Origin of the sequence: Sphingomonas longa, assembly GCF_016892685.1 — a bacterium.
Taxonomy (GTDB): Bacteria; Pseudomonadota; Alphaproteobacteria; order Sphingomonadales; family Sphingomonadaceae; genus Sphingomonas; species Sphingomonas longa.
Genome location: NZ_JAFEMC010000003.1, coordinates 569797 through 587328, shown reverse-complemented (window position 1 = coordinate 587328; position 17532 = coordinate 569797). Strand labels below are relative to the sequence as shown.

The window sequence follows — 17532 nt, the reverse complement described above, 5'->3', positions numbered from 1 at the left end:
TATATGATCTGGTTAGGCAGCGTCGCGGAGGCTGTCAAGCGGGCGTAACGTCCATCCGCGGTGGAGATCAGTCCGTGGTCGGCGTGGTTTCCGCCAGCACGCGATCCATCCGCATCTGCGACCGCTCCAGATGATAGCGGACGGCTTGCTCGGCCGCCGCGGGATCGTGCGCGACCAGCGCGTCGATGATCTTGCGGTGCTCCTCCGCCGCCTCGTTGGGTGCGTTCGTCGCATACAGCGCGCGGAAGATATGCAGATGCGCGTGCAGCCGGTCGATCGCTTCCTCGATCAGGCGATTGCCGCTGCCGGTCGCGATCAGGCGGTGCAGCTTGGCGTCCGCCTCGGCGAACCGCGAATAGGCGCGCGCGTCGCCCGCCACCACGCTCGACATGTCGCGATCGATCGCCTCCAGAATCGCGATCGAGGCATCCGTCATCGCCTCCGCCGCGCGCGCCGCGGCATAGGGCTCGATCAACTGGCGCAGCGTGTACAGGTCGCGCACCTCGTCGCGCGTCATCTGGGGGCTGGCGCGATAGCCGACGTTCGGCATCTTGAAGACCAGCTTCTCCGCCTCCAGCTGGCTCATCGCCTCCCGCACGGGGGTCTGCGAAATGCCCAGCTGCCGCGCGACGGTGTCGATCGCGATCCGCTCCCCCGGCGCGATCGACAGGCTCATCAATTGCGTCAGCAGATATTCGTACGCGCGCTCGACCATCGTCGGGCCGGGCACCGGCTTCGCCGCACGCGTGCGGGCCGGCACCGGGATAGTTTGTTCAATCTGCCGCACAGCCAAGGGATCACCACCCGGTTCGAGTTCGTGAAATCATATAGGTTTTTGGCTTTTGAAGTAAGCGGATTTTGCTTGTGGGGTGGGAACGTTACCTGCGAACGAATACAATATTCTATCGCTCCCGTTCCGGTTACGGCAGGCGAAACGACGATCGTCAGGAGTATCGATGACGCGCCTTCTCCGCCCCCTGACGATTGCCCTCCTCCTCGTATCGCCTGCCTTCTCGCAGACCGCCAACCCGGCGGAGTGGGAGCAGCCGACCGTCATCCGTCAGGGTGCGGAGCCGATGCACGCGACGTTCGACGGGTTCGAGACGCGGCGCGGCGCACTGTCCCGCGACGTCGCGAAGTCCCGCTATCATGTGTCGCTCGACGGCGCGTGGCGGTTCCGCCTGTCGCCCACTCCGGAAAGTCGGCCGACCGGGTTTCAGCGGCCCGATTACGACGTGTCCGGCTGGGGCACGATGCAGGTACCCGGCATCCTTCAGGCGGCGGGCCACGGCGGCCCGGTGTTCGTCGGCAGCGGCTATCCGTTTCCGCGCAACCAGCCTTGGATCGACCACAAGCTCAACGAGGTCGGATCGTACCGCCGCGACTTCGTCGTGCCGCCGCATTTCGCCGGCCGCCGCCTGCTGCTGACGGTCGGCGCGGCGGGCGCGGCCTATTACATCTGGGTCAACGGCGTCCGCGTCGGCTATTCGGAGGACTCCAAGCTCCCCGCCGAGTTCGACGTCACCGCCGCCGCGAAGCCCGGCCGTAACAGCGTCGCGATCGAACTCTACCGCTATGCCGACGGCAGTTACCTGGAGGATCAGGACTTCTGGCGCGTCAACGGGTTCGAACGCAGCGTCACGCTCTACGCCGCCCCCGAGACCCGGTTGCGCGACCTGTCGGTCGTGGCGGGGCTCGATCCAGCCTATCGCGACGGCACGCTTGCGCTGAAGGTCGACGTGGCCGGCGAGACGCGTCCGACCCGCGTCCGCGCGACGCTACTAGACGGCAAGACGCCGATCCTGACCCGCGACGGCGACGTCACGAGCGGCGGCGTCACCCTGAACGGCACGATCCCCGCCGTCCGCCGTTGGACCGCGGAAACCCCGGAACTCTACACGCTGCTTGTCGAACTGCTCGACGCCGACGGGAAGCTGATCGAGGCGACCAGCCGTCGCGTCGGCTTCCGCACCGTGGAGGTCGCGGGCGGCGAGGTCCGCGTCAACGGCCGCCGCATCATGATCCGCGGCGTCAACCGCCACGAACACGACCCCCGCACTTTCCGCATCGTGTCGGAGGCGACGATGCGCCGCGACATCGAACTGATGAAGCAGGCCAACATCAACGCGGTGCGCACGTCACACTACCCCAACGACCCGCGCTGGTACGACCTCGCCGACGAATACGGCCTGTATGTGATGGACGAGGCCAATATCGAGAGCCACGGTTATCTCAGCCTGTCGCAGGAGCGGAACAACGACCCCTCCGTCCTGCTCGGCAACGATCCGAGGTGGCAGCCCGCGCATCTCGACCGCGTCCAGCGCATGGTCGAACGCGACAAGAACCATCCGTCGATCATCTTCTGGTCGCTGGGCAACGAGACCGGCATCGGTTCGAGCTTCGAAGCCGCGGCGAAATGGGTGAAGGCGCGCGACCGCACCCGCCTCGTCAGCTTCCTCGGCTGGAGCATGAGCGGGTGGCGGCACCCGGTGAACACCTATGTCGATATCTTCGCGCCGATGTACGACGATATCGGCAAGATCGCCGACTATGCCGAACAGCCCGGCCTGACCCAGCCGCTGATCCTGTGCGAATACGCCCACGCGATGGGCAACAGCCTCGGCAACTTCGCCGATTACTGGGAGGTCTTCCGCAGCCACAAGAAACTGCAAGGCGGCTTCGTCTGGGACTGGGTCGACCAGACTATCATTGAAAAGGACGCGAAGGGCCGCGAATATTGGGCACAGGGGCCGGACTTCGCCAACAAGGGCGGGGACGACAGCCCGGTCGGCGACGGCGTGATCCGCTCCGACCGGACGCCCGACCCCGAATATTACGAGCTGGCCAAGGTGCAGTCGCCGATCGCGTTCGAACAGATGCGGCCGGGCTTTGCGGTGACCAACCGCCACGATCATATCGACCTCTCGCGCTTCACCCTCGACTGGACGATGATGGAGGACGGCCGCGCCGTCGCGACGGGGAGCATACCGACACCGCTTTTGGCCCCCGGCGAGCGCGCGCCGCTAAACTTCCGACCGCCTGCGGCCCAGAAACCCGACGCCGAACGAATCCTCGTCCTGCGCGCGCGGGCGAAAGCGGGCGCGATCCCGATGGTCCCTGCCGGCTATGTCGTCGGCTGGGAACAGTTCCCGCTGACCGCCCCCCGCGCGCTCGCCCCCTCTCCCGCTACATCGGTGCGTCCCACCGAAGCGGCAGACGCCCTGACGCTCGCCGCCGGCGACGCGGTGCTGACGATCGACCGCGCGACGGGGCTGGTGCGACGCTATGCCCGTAACGGCCGCACGCTGCTGACCGGCGGCGCACCCGATTTCTGGCGCGCACCGACCGACAACGACATCGGCACCGGCGTGACGAAGTCGCACGCGATGTGGAAGCAGTTCTCCGAAAACCGCCGCGTCTATGCGGTGGCGGCAGAGGGCGACGCCATCGTCGTGCACCACGACATGGGCGTGGGGTCGGTCAAGACGGTCACGCGCTGGACGATGGCGACCGACGGCACCGTCCGCGCCGACGTACAGTTCACGCCGATCCGCGACACGCTTCCCGACCCCTTGCGCGTCGGCCTGACCTTCGCGACGCCACCCGCGCTCGACCATGTCCGCTGGTACGGTCGGGGGCCGCAGGAAACCTATCCCGACCGCAAGACCGGCGGCCAGATTGCGATCTGGCAGGGCGCGCTCGCCGACCAGTATCACGGCTATGCCCGCCCGCAGGATTCCGGATCGAAGCAGGACGTACGCTGGGTCGCACTATCGGGAAGCGGCACGCCCTCGCTGCGCGTCACCGGCGCGCAGCCGCTGGCGGTCAACGCCCTGCCCTTTCTCTATTCGGACCTCAGCACGGCCAGGCACAGCAGCGACATCCGCCCGCACGGCGACGGCACCTTGCTGATCGACGCCGCGCAGGCGGGCGTCGGCGGCGACACCGGCTGGAGCCTCGATGGCCGCCCCCACATGCCATATCGCATCCCGCTGAAGCCGCTCCGCTGGTCGTTCACGATTGGCGCGGATCGCTAACCGCCGGCGAACGTCGATCCGGTTTAAGCGCTGGCGTCTGCAGCCGGGTTGCGCTCTACTCCACCTGTCTTCGGGGGAGGGTGGCATGAATACATCGATGGGCACCGTTGCGGCACTGGCGTTGGCGGCGCTGGCAGGATGTGGCAACAGTGGTGACGCGCCCGGTAATGCGACTGCCACGACCACGACCGCCACCTGGAACGCCGAGGACGCCTGCGCCATCCTCGACAAGAATGTCGCGGCGGCGGCGTTGGGCATCGGCGTCACGAAGACCGAACTCGGCAGCGTATCGCCCGCGGCCGAGGGACGCGCGGCGTTTTCGATGTGCACCTACACGCTGGCCGACGGTGGCCAGATGATGCTGCTCACCCGCACCGCCCCCAATGGCGACTTCGCGTCGTCGGATGTCGAGGCCTCGCGAACCGCCGACGGCACGATGCCCCCCGCCAGCGACGTACCGGGTCTCGGCCGCGCCGCCCTGTGGCGGGATCAGGGCGCACAGTTGCAGGTGTTCCTCGACGACAGACGCTATGTGGCGATCAACCTGTCCGGCCCGTCCGCCACCGGTGACGCGAAGGGCCGCACTATCGCAGTAGCCAAGAAAATGCTGTAATCCGTGCGAGTTGGTCAGAAAAGCGGAAGAGGATAGCCGGTGGAGATCGAACGACGTGACGTGTTGCTGTCCGCTGCGGCGCTGGCGATCGGCATGGCCGCCCCCGCCTGCGCCGCCGCTCCGCGCAAGCTGGGCTATGCGATCGTCGGCCTCGGCTATTACGGGCTGAAGGTCATCATCCCGAAATTCGCCGACTGCGAACACAGCCGGCTGGCCGCTGTCGTCAGCGGCGACCCGATCAAGGCGCGGCGCGTCGCCGCCGAACACGGCCTCGATCCGAAATCGGTCTACAGCTACGCCGATTTCGACCGCATCCGCGACAATCCCGATGTCGACATCGTCTATGTCTGCCTGCCCAATTCGATGCACGCCGAATACACGATCCGTGCGGCCAAGGCGGGCAAGCACGTGCTGTGCGAAAAGCCGATGGCGATCTCCGTCGCGGAGTGCGAGGCGATGATCGCCGCCTGCCGCCGCGCCAATCGCCAACTGATGATCGGCTATCGCTCGCATTTCGAGCCGCACAATCTGGAGGCGATGCGCCTTGCCCGCACCGGCGCAGCGGGCAAGATCCGCTACGTCCGCTCCGAACACGGCTTCGTACAGGGCGATCCGCAGGCGTGGCGACTGAAGAAGGCGCTGTCGGGCGGCGGATCGCTGATGGACATGGGAATCTACAGCCTTCAGGCGGCGCGCTACATGACCGGTGAGGAGCCGATCGCCGTCACCGCGCGCGAGTCCACCGACCGTCGCGATCCGCGCTTCACGGAGGTCGAGGACATCATCGACTGGACGCTGGAATTCCCCTCCGGTGCGATCGCCAGTTGCCAATCGATGTACAGCGCCAACCAGAACCACATCCTGCTGATGGGCGACAAGGGCCGCATCGAGCTGGAGCCGGCGACGCGCTACGACGGCAACCAGATGTGGACCGGCCGCGATGGCCGCGAACAGCAGGTCCAGCCGCCCTCGGCCAACCGCTCGCAATTCGTCGGCCAGCTCGACCACATGGCCGAATGCGCCACCACCAACCGCGAACCGATCGTCTCCGGCGCGGAAGGGTTGCGCGACATCCGCATCGTCGAAGCCATCTACCGCTCCGCCCGCGAAGGAAAGACGGTGCGGCTGTAGCCTCTTCTCCCCTCCCCTTCAGGGGAGGGGCCGGGGGTGGGGCAGTGCCGCGGGCGACCCGCTGGCGACGAGGCCACCCCCGCCCTTCGACGACACGAACTAGCTACCGCTGCCGCCCCGCAACGGCTCCACCACCGCCGAGATATCGCGCTCGCCGAACCCCTCGCGCTCCGCCGTCAGGAACCGCTCGCGTGCCGCAGCGGCGAGGTCCGAGGTGATCCCCAGCCCCGCCAGCGTCTGCCCCGCATAGCCCAGATCCTTCGCCATCAGCGGCACGTAGAAATGCGGATCATACTCGCGCGCCAGCATCCGCGCGGACATCGTCTTGACCATCGGACTGGCCGGCGCGCCCGCGTTCAGCAGCCGTACGGCGGTGTCGGCGTCGAGCCCGCTGCGCTCGATCGCACCCATCGCTTCCGCCAGGCTGGCGACCTGCACGCCGCACAGGAAGTTGTTGATCAGCTTCAGCGTCGCACCGCTCCCGTTCGGCCCGAGCAGGGCACTCTCGGTGCCGAGAACATCCAGCACCGGCTGCGCCCGGTCCAGCGTCGCCGCATCGCCACCCACGAAGAAGCGCAACGCACCGGTCGCCGCCTGCACGCGGCTGCCGGTCACCGGCGCATCGAGGAAGCGGACCCCGCGCGCCTGCGCCTCACCGGCCAGCGTCCTGGTCCACTCCGCGGTCAGCGTGCTGCACTCGATCGCCACCGCGCCGGCCTTCATCGCCGCCAGCGCGCCACCCTCGCCCAGCCACACTGCGCGCGACGCATCGTCCTCCGCCAGCATCGCGACGACCGTGTCGGCACCTTCCACCGCCTCCGCCGCAGTCGCCGCGATCCGCGCGCCGGCCTCGCCCAGCGGTGCGGACCGCGCGGGATTGCGGTTCCAGACCGTCACCGCTAAGCCCTTGTCGAGCAGGCGCTGCGCCATGCCTGCGCCCATGATGCCCATGCCGAGCACCGTCACGTTCGTCATCGCCCGCGTCCTTCTACTTATCCAACATCACCAGAGCCACGCCCTGCCGCGCCAGACGCACGTCCAGCACCGTCGTTCCCTTCGCACCCGCCGTTACGGTCAGCGTTTCGGGTTGCAGCCGCGATGCCGCTTCCAGCTTTGCGTAAAGATCCTGATCCGGCGACTGCACCGACCCCAGCCGCTTCCATTCGGCGAAGGCATTGGCGTGATCTCCGTCGATCCGCCACAGCGTCGCGCGCCCGACCTTGCCGCCACCCCGCTTCAGGCCGGCGACGCTCAGCCGGATCGCCGCGTCCGGACCGGGCAGGTCGTCGTCGTGATAATGCCACAGCAGCACCGCGACCTTGCCGTCCGCCGTCCGCGTCGCCAGCGTGCCGATATCGGCGGCACCGCGCACGCCCTCCGCCACGACCGTGTCGAGCGGCACCTGCGCATCGCTGGTGGCGGTCAGCCGCTCCGTGCCGAGCTTCGCGAACAGCCGGAACACGTTCAGCACCGGCAGGTCGACACCGTTGGTCGAGAGCTGGCGATATCCCGCGAACCACGGCTGATCCTCGAACTCGAACGACCAGGACAGCACGCCATCCAGATTCACCCGCCGCCGCGCCGCGAGGTCCCAGATGCGCGCGAAGCTGGCGGCGGTGTAGCTCGAATACATCGTGCCGTTGCGATAGTCGTTCGACCGCCCCGGACAGGCCGCGCACCCCTCCGGATCGCTCTCGCCGATCACCACCGGCTTGACCGCGAGCGAGGGGATCGCGGTGGCCTTCACGAAGCCCTTGTCGACCTCCTTCAGGTGCGTCGCAATCCCCATCCGCACATGCCCGTCGACGAAGCTCGGCTGCCCCTTGGCGTGGAACGACAGGAAGTCGGTCGGCGTGCCCGTCGCACCCGTGGCGTAGTTCTTGCCGGACGAGACGTGCTTCAGGAACCCGTCCATGAACGCACCGCCCGCGCCCGCGACATCGGGACCGCCGACCTTCGCGGTCGGCAGCGCGCGGCGTACCGCGTCGATCGCGAAATCGTGCAGCCTGTAGAATTCCTCCGGGCTACCCTGCCAGTAGAAGTCGATGTTCGGCTCGTTCCAGACTTCGAAATACCAGCGCTCGACCTCCGCCCGGCCGTAGCGTTCGACATTGTGCTGCGTCCACCGATAGACCAGCTCCGCCCATGTCTCGTAGCTCTTGGGCGGGTAGGTCCAGCCGGTCGCGATCAGCTTGTAATCGAAACCGGGCCGCCACGAATGCTGGTAGGGCGTGCCCGCAGGTGCGCTCGACATCGCCTCCGGCATGAACCCGATCTGGAGGTACGGACGCACGCCACGCGCGAGGTACGTGTCGATGATGCCGTCGACGATCGTCCAGTCGTAGACCGGCTTGCCGTCCTTCGTTTCGGTATAGGCGTTGGTACTACCCCATTTGAACGCGGGCGTGCCGTCGCCAGTGCTGAGCAGGTTGTGCGCGCGGAAGAACACCTCGCCCGACTTGAGCTTGCCGAGTTCGACCAGCAGCTTCCGCCCGTCCTTCATCGTCGCGTAATTGGGCTCGTCCGCGCCGAAGAAGCGCCACACCGGCGGCAGCGTCCCCACCGGGCGATCCGCCTGCACCGTCACCGCCACCGGCCGCGGTGGCAGCGTCGATTGCGCCGCCGCGCCAGCCGTCCACCCCATCGCCGCCGCGCCGATCGCCGCCCGCCAAATCCTCATTGCATGCTCCCCGTCCGTCCACGTCGCGCTTCACCGGGCGCGCTTCATGTCGGAGTAAAGCAGCTATCCGGCGCTGGCGAAAGCACCCTCCGTCGCGGGTTCCGCCACGCCCCGCATCTCCGCCGCGCCCATCGCTGCGCCGATCAGCAACAGCGTCGGATCGTTCGCACCGACCGCCCGCACCAGGAACGACAGCGCATCCAGCCGCCCGCGGATCAACCGCTCATCCGGCAGCGACACGTTGACCGCGATCATCACCGGCGTCTCCGGCGCCAGGCCGGCGCGGATCAGCTCGCGCGTCACCTCGCCCGCCGCTGCCCGCCCCATATACACCGCCAGCGTCGCATCCGGCCGTGCCAGCGCCGCCCAGTCGAGATCGAGCGGCTCGCCCGCCCTGGCATGCGCGGTGACCAGCGTCAGCGACCGTGCCAGCCCGCGCAACGTCAGCGACAGCGCACCTGACGCGGCGGCGGCGCTGGCGGCGGTGATGCCCGGGCAGACGTGGACGGGAATGCCGTGCACGCCGCACGCCGCGATCTCCTCGGCCGAGCGGCCGAACACCGACGGGTCGCCGCCCTTCAGCCGCACGACGCGCTTCCCGGCGAGCGCGGCGGCGACGATCAGATCGTCGATCGTCCCCTGGTCCTTCGAATGGCGGCCCGATCGCTTGCCGACGCCGACCCGCTCGACACTGTCTGGGATCAGGTCGAGCACACCCGGCCCGACCAGCGCGTCGTAGAAGACGATGTCCGCCGCGGCAATCAGGCGCTCGGCCTTGCGCGTCAGCAGGTCCGGATCGCCGGGGCCGGCCCCGACCAGCCAGACCGTACCGGGGGCGATGATCTCATGCGGCATGCGTCGATCCTTCGGCGAGGAGTTTGGCGAGGGCGGGGCGGCACGACCCGCAATTGGTGCCGGCTTTCAATGCGCTGCCGATCGCGGCGACGTCGGTCAGTCGCTGCGCCGCGATCGTCGACAGGATGGTCTTCAGCCCGACGTCGAAGCACGCGCAGACGATCGGCCCGCGATCGACCTGCACGCCCGGTGCGCGGCCCGCCAGTAGCGTGGGGGCGGCCTGCGGTTCGGCGAGTTGCGCGACCAGCCAGTCGCGGGGCGGCAAGCTGCCGTCCCGCGTCACGAACAGGGCGGCGGCGAGCCGCCCGTCGCGCACGATCGCGATCCGGCGCGTCCCCCGCGCGGCATCGATCGCCTCCAGCCGCTCGCCCGGCGGCAACAGCGCGTCGAGCGCCGCGGGATCGCCGTCACCGGCAAGCTCCCAGGCGGTGCCGCACGGCACGGCCACCCGCGTCGCCCACAGGCAGTCGGGGCGGGCGGCAAGCTCGCCCGCGACGATGACGAAGCCGCGCCATGCGGTGGCGACCGCGGCGATGCTGGCCGGCGTGGCCTTGAACCCCGGCTGCCCTGAGATCGGGTCGGCAAGCGGGCGCGGCAACAAGCCGGTACGCCCGCCGGTCGCGTTGCGATCCGTCCAGTGGATCGGCGTGAACAACTCGCCCCGCCGCTGCGTCGCGGCGACGCGCACCCGGAACAGGCTGTCGCCCTGCGGCGTCATGACCCGCGCCAGTCCGCCATCGGTCAGCGCCAGTGCGGTTGCATCGTCGGGATGGACCTCGACCGCGGGCTCTTCGCGATGCCGGGCGAGCTTCGGCGACAGGCCGGTCCGCGACATCGTATGCCATTGGTCGCGATACCGCCCGGTGTTGAGCGTCATCGGCCAGTCGGCGAGCGGCTTGGCCAGCGGCTTCTGGACCACCGGCACCAGCCGCGCGCGACCGTCCGGCGTCGGATAGCGCCCGTCCGCGAACGGCGTGCCGCCCCAGCGGAACGGCTCCATCGCGTCATAGGCGGCATTGCCCGACGCCGCCTGACCCGGCAGCGCGAACAGCCGCTCGCCCTGATTTTCGTACCCCGATAGGCGGCAATGCTCGCGCCAGATCTCGGCGGGACGATCATAGGCGAAGGCGGTCTTCCACCCCATGCGTCGGCCGACCTCCTTGACGATCCACCAATCGGGCTTCGCCCCGCCGGGCAGCGGCAGGAACGCGCGCTGGCGGCTGATCGTGCGATCCGAATTGGTGACGGTGCCGTCCTTCTCGCCCCAGGCGGCGGCGGGCAGTCGGACATGCGCGTGGACGCTGGTGTCGGTTTCCGCGATCACGTCGCTGACCACGACGAAGGGGCACGCCGCCAGCGCCTCGCGCACCCGTCCCGCGTCGGGCATCGACACGGCGGGGTTGGTCGCCATGACCCACAATGCCTTGATCCGCCCGTGGCCGAGTTCGCGGAACAGGTCGAGCGCCTTCAGCCCCGGCTTGGTCGCCATGTTCGGCGCGGCCCAGAAACGGCCGACGCGCGCGACGTTCTCGGGCGCGAAATCCATGTGGGCTGCCAGCGTCGACGCCAGCCCGCCGACCTCGCGCCCGCCCATCGCATTGGGCTGTCCCGTGATCGAGAACGGCGCCGCACCGGGCTTGCCGATGCGACCGGTGGCGAGATGCAGGTTGATGATTGCGTTGACCTGATCCGTCCCGCTCAGCGACTGGTTCACGCCCTGGCTGAACATCGTCACGGTGCGCGGCGTCGCGGCGAACAGGTCGAAGAAGCGCCTGAGGTCGTCCGGCGCAACATCGCATGTGCGCGCCGTCGACCACAGGTCGCTCCCCTCTCCGAACCCGTTCCAGAAATCGTCGGGAGTCGCGACGTGGCGCTCCAGATAGGCATCGTCGATCGCGCCGTTCGCACGGCACCACGCGAGCAGGCCATGCATCAGCGCGACATCGGTGCCGGGCCGGATCGCGAGGTGCAGGTCGGCTTCGTCGGCGGTTTCGGTGCGGCGCGGGTCAATAACGACCAGCTTCGTACCCCGAGCGACACGCGCAGCCATGATCCGCTGATACACGACCGGGTGACACCACGCGGTGTTGCTGCCGACGAGCACGATCAGGTCGGCGGCGTCGAGATCGTCGTAGCTGGCCGGCACGATATCCTCGCCGAACGCGCGCATATGCCCCGCGACCGCGCTCGACATGCACAGGCGTGAATTGGTGTCGATGTTCGCGGAGCCGATGAAGCCCTTCATCAGCTTGTTGGCGACATAATAATCCTCGGTCAGCAATTGGCCGGAGACGTAGAAGGCGACGCTGTTCGGGCCATGCTTCGCGATCGTATCGCGGAAGCGTTTGGCGACGAGATCGAGCGCCTTGTCCCACGACGCCCGACGCTGGCCGATCATCGGATGGAGCAGGCGGCCATCGAGGCCGATCGTCTCGCCGAGGTGCGTGCCTTTGGAACACAGCCTGCCGCGATTGGCCGGGTGATCCGCATCGCCCGCGATCGTCGCGGTGCGCTCGCCGGTCGGCGTCGCGAGTATCCCACACCCGACCCCGCAATACGCGCACGTGGTCTTGGTCGCGCTCAAAGCCCCTCCCCTTCAGGAGCGTCGGGTGAACCGCGCCCCGCGCGGTTCAGGTCAGGCTGGGAGCCTGACCGACCCGACGCTGGGTTGGGGTGGGGCCTGTCCGCGAGCGCTGATCTCGGTGAGACACCACCCCACCCCCAACCCCTCCCCTGAAGGGGAGGGGCTTTTCTTTGGAAGCCCCGCAGCATCACGCCGCCGCCTTCAGCACGCTGGTCCGGCAGATCAGCACCCGCCCCGCGGACACCTTCACCGGTACCACCGGCGTACACCCCTTGTCCTCGCCCAGCGCCTCACCCGTCGTCAGCGAGATGCGCCAGTTATGCAGCGGACACGCCACCGCGCCGCCGTGCACGATCCCCTGCGACAACCGCCCATGCTTGTGCGGACACCGGTCGAGCAACGCGAAGACCTTGCCGTCGCCGGTGCGGAACACCGCGATGTCGTCGCCGCCGGTCACCTGTACGGTGCGGCTGCCGCGGACGGGGATTTCATCGACCCAGCCGATGTCGAGCCATTCGCCGATCATGCCATTTCCCTCGCTGCATCGATGGGCGTGAAGACCGCCATCGGCGCGTGCTGCTCGCGGGCGTCACCGGCGGCGCGGGCGGCCCAGGGGTCGTCCTGCATGAACGTCTGCGAATAGCGGAACCGGGCAGCCAGCGCGTCGCGGCCCTCGGCGTCATCGGCGATGCGTTCGCGGATATACTCGACCCCGATCCGCTCGATCCACGGCGCGGTGCGCTCCAGATAGCGCGCCTCCTCGCGGTACAACTGGATGAAGGCGGCGCAATAATGCATCGCCTCTTCCTCGGTCGTGACCTTGCAAAGGAAGTCGGTGGCGCGGACCTTGATGCCGCCATTGCCGCCGACGTGCAGCTCGTAACCGCTGTCGACGCAGACCACGCCGAAGTCCTTGATCGTCGCCTCGGCGCAATTGCGCGGGCAGCCGCTGACCGCGATCTTGAACTTGTGCGGCATCCACGACCCCCAGGTCATGCGCTCGACCTTCACGCCCAGCCCGGTCGAATCCTGCGTCCCGAAGCGGCACCATTCGCTCCCGACACAGGTCTTCACCGTGCGCAGCGACTTGCCGTACGCATGGCCGCTGACCATCCCGGCGGCGTTGAGGTCCGCCCACACTGCGGGCAGATCCTCCTTCTTGATCCCGAAGATATCGAGCCGCTGGCCGCCCGTGACCTTGACCATCGGCGCGTCGAACTTCTCGACCACATCGGCGATCGCGCGCAGTTCCTTGGGTGAGGTGAGCCCGCCCCACATCCGCGGCACCACCGAATAGGTGCCGTCCTTCTGGATGTTGGCGTGCAGCCGTTCGTTGACGAAGCGGCTCTGCTGGTCGTCCTTATACTCGCCCGGCAGCGCGCAGAGCAGATAGTAATTCAGCGCCGGCCGGCACGACGAACAGCCGTCCGGCGTGCTCCACGTCAGCTTCTGCATCACCTCCGGGATCGAGCGCATATCCTGCGCGACGATCTCGCGCCGCACGTCGTCGTGGCCGAAGCTGGTGCATTTGCACATCGTCTTCACGGTACGCTCGCCCGAGTAATCGTCGCCCAGCGTCACCGCCAGCAGCGTCTCGACCAGCCCGGTGCACGACCCGCACGACGCCGACGCCTTGCAGGTGGCGCGCACCGCATCCAGCGTGGTGTTGCCCGCGCCGATGCACGCGACGACCTTGCCCTTGGTGACGCCGTTGCAGCCGCAGATCTCCGTCTCGTCGGAGAGCGCCGCAACGGCCGCCTTAGGGTCCGCCGCGCCTCCTCCCGAGGCGAAGGCTTGTCCGAAGATCAGCATGTCGCGGATCGCCGACACGTCCTCCTCGCGTTTCAGCAGGTCGAAATACCAGCCGCCGTCCGCCGTATCGCCGTACAGCACCGCGCCGACCACCCTGTCGCCGCGCACCACCACGCGCTTGTAGACACCGCGACTGGCATCGCGCAGCACGATGTCCTCCGCGCCGTCGCCGCCCGAGAAATCGCCCGCCGAGAACACGTCCAGCCCCGCGACCTTGAGCTTGGTCGACGTGACCGAGCCGCGATACCCGCTGTGCCTCTCGACCAGCCCATCGGCGAGCGCGCGGCACATATCCCAAAGCGGCGCGACGAGCCCGTAGACGTTGCCATCATGCTCGACGCACTCTCCGACAGCGAGGATCGACGGATCGGACGTGACCATATGGTCGTCCACCTTGATCCCGCGCCCGATCTCCAGTCCCGCATCCCGCGCCAGCGCCACCGAAGGCCGGATGCCGACCGCCATCACGACGAGGCTGGCGGGGATCACCGTCCCGTCCTTCAGCGCGACGCCCTCGACCTTGCCGTCGCCGACGATCGCGGCGGTGTGCGCCTCGGTCAGGATCGTCTGCCCGCGCGCCTCCAGCGCCGACTTCAGCAGCCATCCCGCTGCCTCGTCCAGCTGCCGCTCCATCAGCGTCGGCATCAGGTGGATGACGGTGACCTTCATACCGCGCAGCGTGAGGCCATGCGCCGCCTCCAGCCCGAGCAAGCCACCGCCGATCACCACCGCATCGCCGCCGGCTCCCGCCGCCGCGAGCATATGGTCGACATCCGCCATGTCGCGGAAGCTGATGACGCCGGGCAGGTCCTTGCCCGGCACCGGGATGATGAACGGATCGGACCCGGTCGCGATCAGCAATTTGTCGTACGACACGCTGCGGCCCGACCGCGCCGTCACCGTCTTCGCCACGCGGTCGATCGCCTGCACCGGATCGCTTGATATCAGCTCGATCGCGTTCGACACGTACCAGGCGGCATCGTTGATGACGATCTCGTCGAACGTCTTCTCGCCCGCCAGCACCGGCGACAGCATGATGCGGTTGTAGTTCACGTGCGGTTCGGCACCGAAGATCGTCACGCGATACCGGTGCGGATCGCGCGCGATCAGTTCCTCGACGGCGCGGCAACCGGCCATGCCGTTGCCCACCACGACCAGATGTTCGCGAATGTCAGTCATATCGTCCAGTCCAGTTGGAGCCAGAGTTTGCGGCTATTCGTGGCGAAGCGATCCGCATCGTAATCGGCGTAGCGGACGCTCGCGGTGGTGCGGCCGATCCTGGCGCTCGCGAGCAGGTCGATCTCGTTGCCGTAATGGCGGACCAGCCGGTCGCTCTCGAACCGGTGGTAGATCGCCTGCACCGACACGCCCTTCAGCGCGCCGATTTGCGTCCAGCCCCAGCCGGCGCTCGCATACAGGTCGCGGATGCCGTCGGGCGGCGTGGTGATGAACTTGTCGGCCCAGCCCTGGAACTTGAAGATCGACGACAGCGGCGTCTGGAAACTGGTCAGCGCTGTGCCGCGGTCGGCACCCAGCATCTCATACCCCGCACCCAGCTTCGGCCCGGCGAGGTCGACCGCGACATCGGCCAGCCAGTAATCGGCGCGATAGTCGTTGGGGTTGCGGTTATAGTCGGACTGCCGCGCATGGCTCGCCTGCCACGCCACGGTCGCCTTGCCGATCTTGCGCGATCCCGCCAGCCGCACGCCGTAGCTCTGGCTTGACAGGCGATAGCCCTGCACCGCGCGCTCGTCCTGATCGACCAGATAGGCGAAGCCCGTCAACGTCCCGACCGGCGACGCCCAGCCCAAAGTCGCGAAGACATTGTCGCCGCCGACCGCCTGCGGCCGTGCGCCGAACCCGTCGATGCCCCAGATCGTGCGCACGCTCCAGGCATAGGTCACGTCCGCCTTCACGCCCTTCACCGGCACGATCTCGGCGCGCACGGCATCGAAGGTCTGGCCGTTGTTGCGGATCGCCGCCGCGCCCACGAAGCGTTCGTCGTCCAACTGGATGCGCTGCCGACCCGCCGTCACCGTCAGCGGCGCGCTGCGATACTGCACCTGCGCGCGGTAGAGGCCGATGCTCTCGGGATCGGCGACCAGCGGGCGGCGCGTGGCCGGTCCGCTCAGCCCGTCATAGTAACGTCCGACGATCGCGACATTGCCCTGCGCCTCCGCCAGTGCCGACCACGGCCCGTCGCTGACCTGCACGCCCGCCCGCACCCGCGTCGTCACCGCATCGGCGTCGCCGGGGAGCCCCGCCTGATCGACATGCTCGTGACGGATACGAACATCGACCAGCGGCGCGATCGTCTGCGCCGCAGCCGGGGCGGCACCGACGACGATCAGGGAGAAAGCGATGACGCGGCGCATGTCAGATCCGCACGCCATCGGCGGCACCCCAGCGCGCGCGCCAGCCGCTTTTGACCAGGGTCAGCCCCGCCAGCGCCACCAGCGCCAGCCCCGCGAAGATCAGGAACCCCGACGAAAAGCTGCCCGTCAGTTGCTTGGCGATCCCCAGCGACGACGCGAGATAGAAGCCGCCAATGCCGCCCGCGAACCCGACCAGCCCGGTCATCACGCCGATCTCCGCCGCGAACCGCTGCGGCACCAGCTGGAACACCGCGCCATTGCCGGTACCCAGCGCCAGCATCGCGCAGACGAACAGCGCCAGCGCCGCCTCGACCGATCCCGCCAGCGACACCCCCGCCAGCGCCAGAGCGGCAACGACGAACACTGCGGTCAGCGCCTTCACCCCGCCGATCGCATCCGCCAGCGCCCCGCCCATCGGCCGCACCAGCGATCCGGCGAACACGCACGCCGCCGTGCAGTAGCCCGCCTGGATCGTCGTCAGCCCGAACCGGTCGGTGAAATAGATCGGCAGGCTGGCGGCCAGCCCGACGAACCCGCCGAACGTCACCGCATAGAACCCCATCAGCGACCACGCGTCCGCGGTCTTCAGCGGCGTCAGATACTGGGCCAGACTCTTCGGCGCGGGCGCGTTCGGCGCATCCTTCGCCATCATCATGTACGCGACGAACACCAGCGTCAGCGGGATGCAGGCGAGGCCCAGCACCGCGTTCCACCCGAACAGCTTGGCCAGCGCGGGGGCGAACAGCGCCGCCAGCACGGTGCCCGAATTGCCCATGCCGGCGAGGCCCATCGCCTTGCCCTGATGCTCCGGCGGATACCAGCGGCTGGCGAGCGGCAGCGCGATCGCGAAGCTCGCTCCGGCGAAGCCGAGGATGACACCCAGCGCCAGCGTCCCGCCGAAGCTGTTCACGCCCATCGCCCAGGCGACGAACAGGCCGACGATGACGATGATCTGGCTGATCGCGCCGGATTTCTTCGGCCCGATCCGGTCGACCAGCAACCCGTTGACGACGCGCAGGATCGCGCCCGCCAGCGTCGGCGTCGCCACCATCAGGCCCTTCTCGGCCGGCGTCAGCATCAGTGTCTTCGCGATCTCCGGCGCGAGTGGCCCGAGCAGCACCCACACCATGAAGGCGAAGTCGAAATACAGGAACGCGGCGATCAGCGTCGGGGTATGCCCGCTCTGCCAGAAACCGGTTTTGTCGTCCGTCGTGTCGTCGTTCCAGATTGCCGTGGCCATGCGCCGTCCCCTTGCGACAAGACAAAGAAAAAGCCGCCAGGACGGCGGCCATCACTGGCTGCATCCTGGCGGCTTCGTTGCCGTTGACGGAGGCGTCACCGCCATCCGTCGCCGCAGAGCCTGCCCCCCATTGGAAAGGCGCTGCGTTGATTTCGTGTCCGGCATCATTGCCCGACGATTCGAAAGCTGCCTGATTCGCACGGTT

12 protein-coding genes are annotated in these 17532 nt (G+C 68.2%); 3 read left to right on the top strand and 9 right to left on the bottom strand.

Translation table 11 applies throughout. The features are described from left to right. Nucleotides 1-67: 67 nt before the first annotated feature. The gene (locus tag ILT43_RS12810; protein ID WP_204199352.1) at nucleotides 68-760 is read right to left on the bottom strand and encodes an FCD domain-containing protein; all 693 of its coding nucleotides are present in this window, start codon (nucleotides 758-760) and stop codon (nucleotides 68-70) included. A 196-nt stretch (nucleotides 761-956) separates the two neighbouring features. Here ILT43_RS12810 and ILT43_RS12805 point away from each other — a divergent pair, with 196 nt between their 5' ends. The 3 genes from ILT43_RS12805 (at nucleotide 957) to ILT43_RS12795 (ending at nucleotide 5781) form a co-directional block, all read left to right on the top strand. Next, nucleotides 957-4037, top strand: coding sequence for a glycoside hydrolase family 2 TIM barrel-domain containing protein (locus ILT43_RS12805; protein WP_204199351.1), 3081 nt, complete (start codon nucleotides 957-959; stop codon nucleotides 4035-4037). A gap of 85 nt (nucleotides 4038-4122) precedes the next feature. Then, nucleotides 4123-4650: a hypothetical protein gene (locus tag ILT43_RS12800; protein ID WP_204199350.1), complete on the top strand. Its 528-nt coding sequence runs from the start codon at nucleotides 4123-4125 to the stop codon at nucleotides 4648-4650. A gap of 39 nt (nucleotides 4651-4689) precedes the next feature. Further along, complete coding sequence (locus tag ILT43_RS12795) at nucleotides 4690-5781, top strand: Gfo/Idh/MocA family protein (protein WP_204199349.1); 1092 nt, start codon at nucleotides 4690-4692, stop codon at nucleotides 5779-5781. A 99-nt stretch (nucleotides 5782-5880) separates the two neighbouring features. Here ILT43_RS12795 and ILT43_RS12790 read toward each other — a convergent pair whose 3' ends face one another. The 8 genes from ILT43_RS12790 to ILT43_RS12755 form a co-directional block, all read right to left on the bottom strand. Continuing rightward, nucleotides 5881-6756 carry an NAD(P)-dependent oxidoreductase gene (locus ILT43_RS12790; protein WP_204199348.1) on the bottom strand — a complete coding sequence of 292 codons (876 nt, stop codon included), beginning with the start codon at nucleotides 6754-6756 and terminating at the stop codon, nucleotides 5881-5883. A 13-nt stretch (nucleotides 6757-6769) separates the two neighbouring features. Continuing rightward, entirely contained in the window at nucleotides 6770-8461 is a 1692-nt protein-coding gene (locus ILT43_RS12785; protein WP_204199347.1) for a GH39 family glycosyl hydrolase, read from the bottom strand. A gap of 63 nt (nucleotides 8462-8524) precedes the next feature. Next, nucleotides 8525-9316, bottom strand: a complete 792-nt coding sequence (gene cobA, locus ILT43_RS12780) for a uroporphyrinogen-III C-methyltransferase (protein WP_204199346.1) — start codon at nucleotides 9314-9316, stop codon at nucleotides 8525-8527. Further along, nucleotides 9306-11900, bottom strand: a complete 2595-nt coding sequence (locus ILT43_RS12775; protein ID WP_204199345.1) for a nitrate reductase — start codon at nucleotides 11898-11900, stop codon at nucleotides 9306-9308. Before ILT43_RS12775 ends, cobA begins: the two co-directional genes overlap by 11 nt. Before the next feature lie 187 nt (nucleotides 11901-12087). Next, nucleotides 12088-12426 (bottom strand): nitrite reductase small subunit NirD, encoded by a 339-nt coding sequence (nirD, locus tag ILT43_RS12770; protein ID WP_204199344.1) that lies wholly within the window; start codon nucleotides 12424-12426, stop codon nucleotides 12088-12090. After that, nucleotides 12423-14891: a nitrite reductase large subunit NirB gene (gene nirB, locus ILT43_RS12765; protein WP_204199343.1), complete on the bottom strand. Its 2469-nt coding sequence runs from the start codon at nucleotides 14889-14891 to the stop codon at nucleotides 12423-12425. The genes nirD and nirB overlap by 4 nt, the downstream gene beginning before the upstream one ends. Continuing rightward, nucleotides 14888-16087: an alginate export family protein gene (locus ILT43_RS12760; protein WP_204199342.1), complete on the bottom strand. Its 1200-nt coding sequence runs from the start codon at nucleotides 16085-16087 to the stop codon at nucleotides 14888-14890. Before ILT43_RS12760 ends, nirB begins: the two co-directional genes overlap by 4 nt. A 1-nt stretch (nucleotide 16088) precedes the next feature. Continuing rightward, complete coding sequence (locus ILT43_RS12755) at nucleotides 16089-17327, bottom strand: nitrate/nitrite transporter (protein WP_204199341.1); 1239 nt, start codon at nucleotides 17325-17327, stop codon at nucleotides 16089-16091. Between the last annotated feature and the right edge of the window lie 205 nt (nucleotides 17328-17532).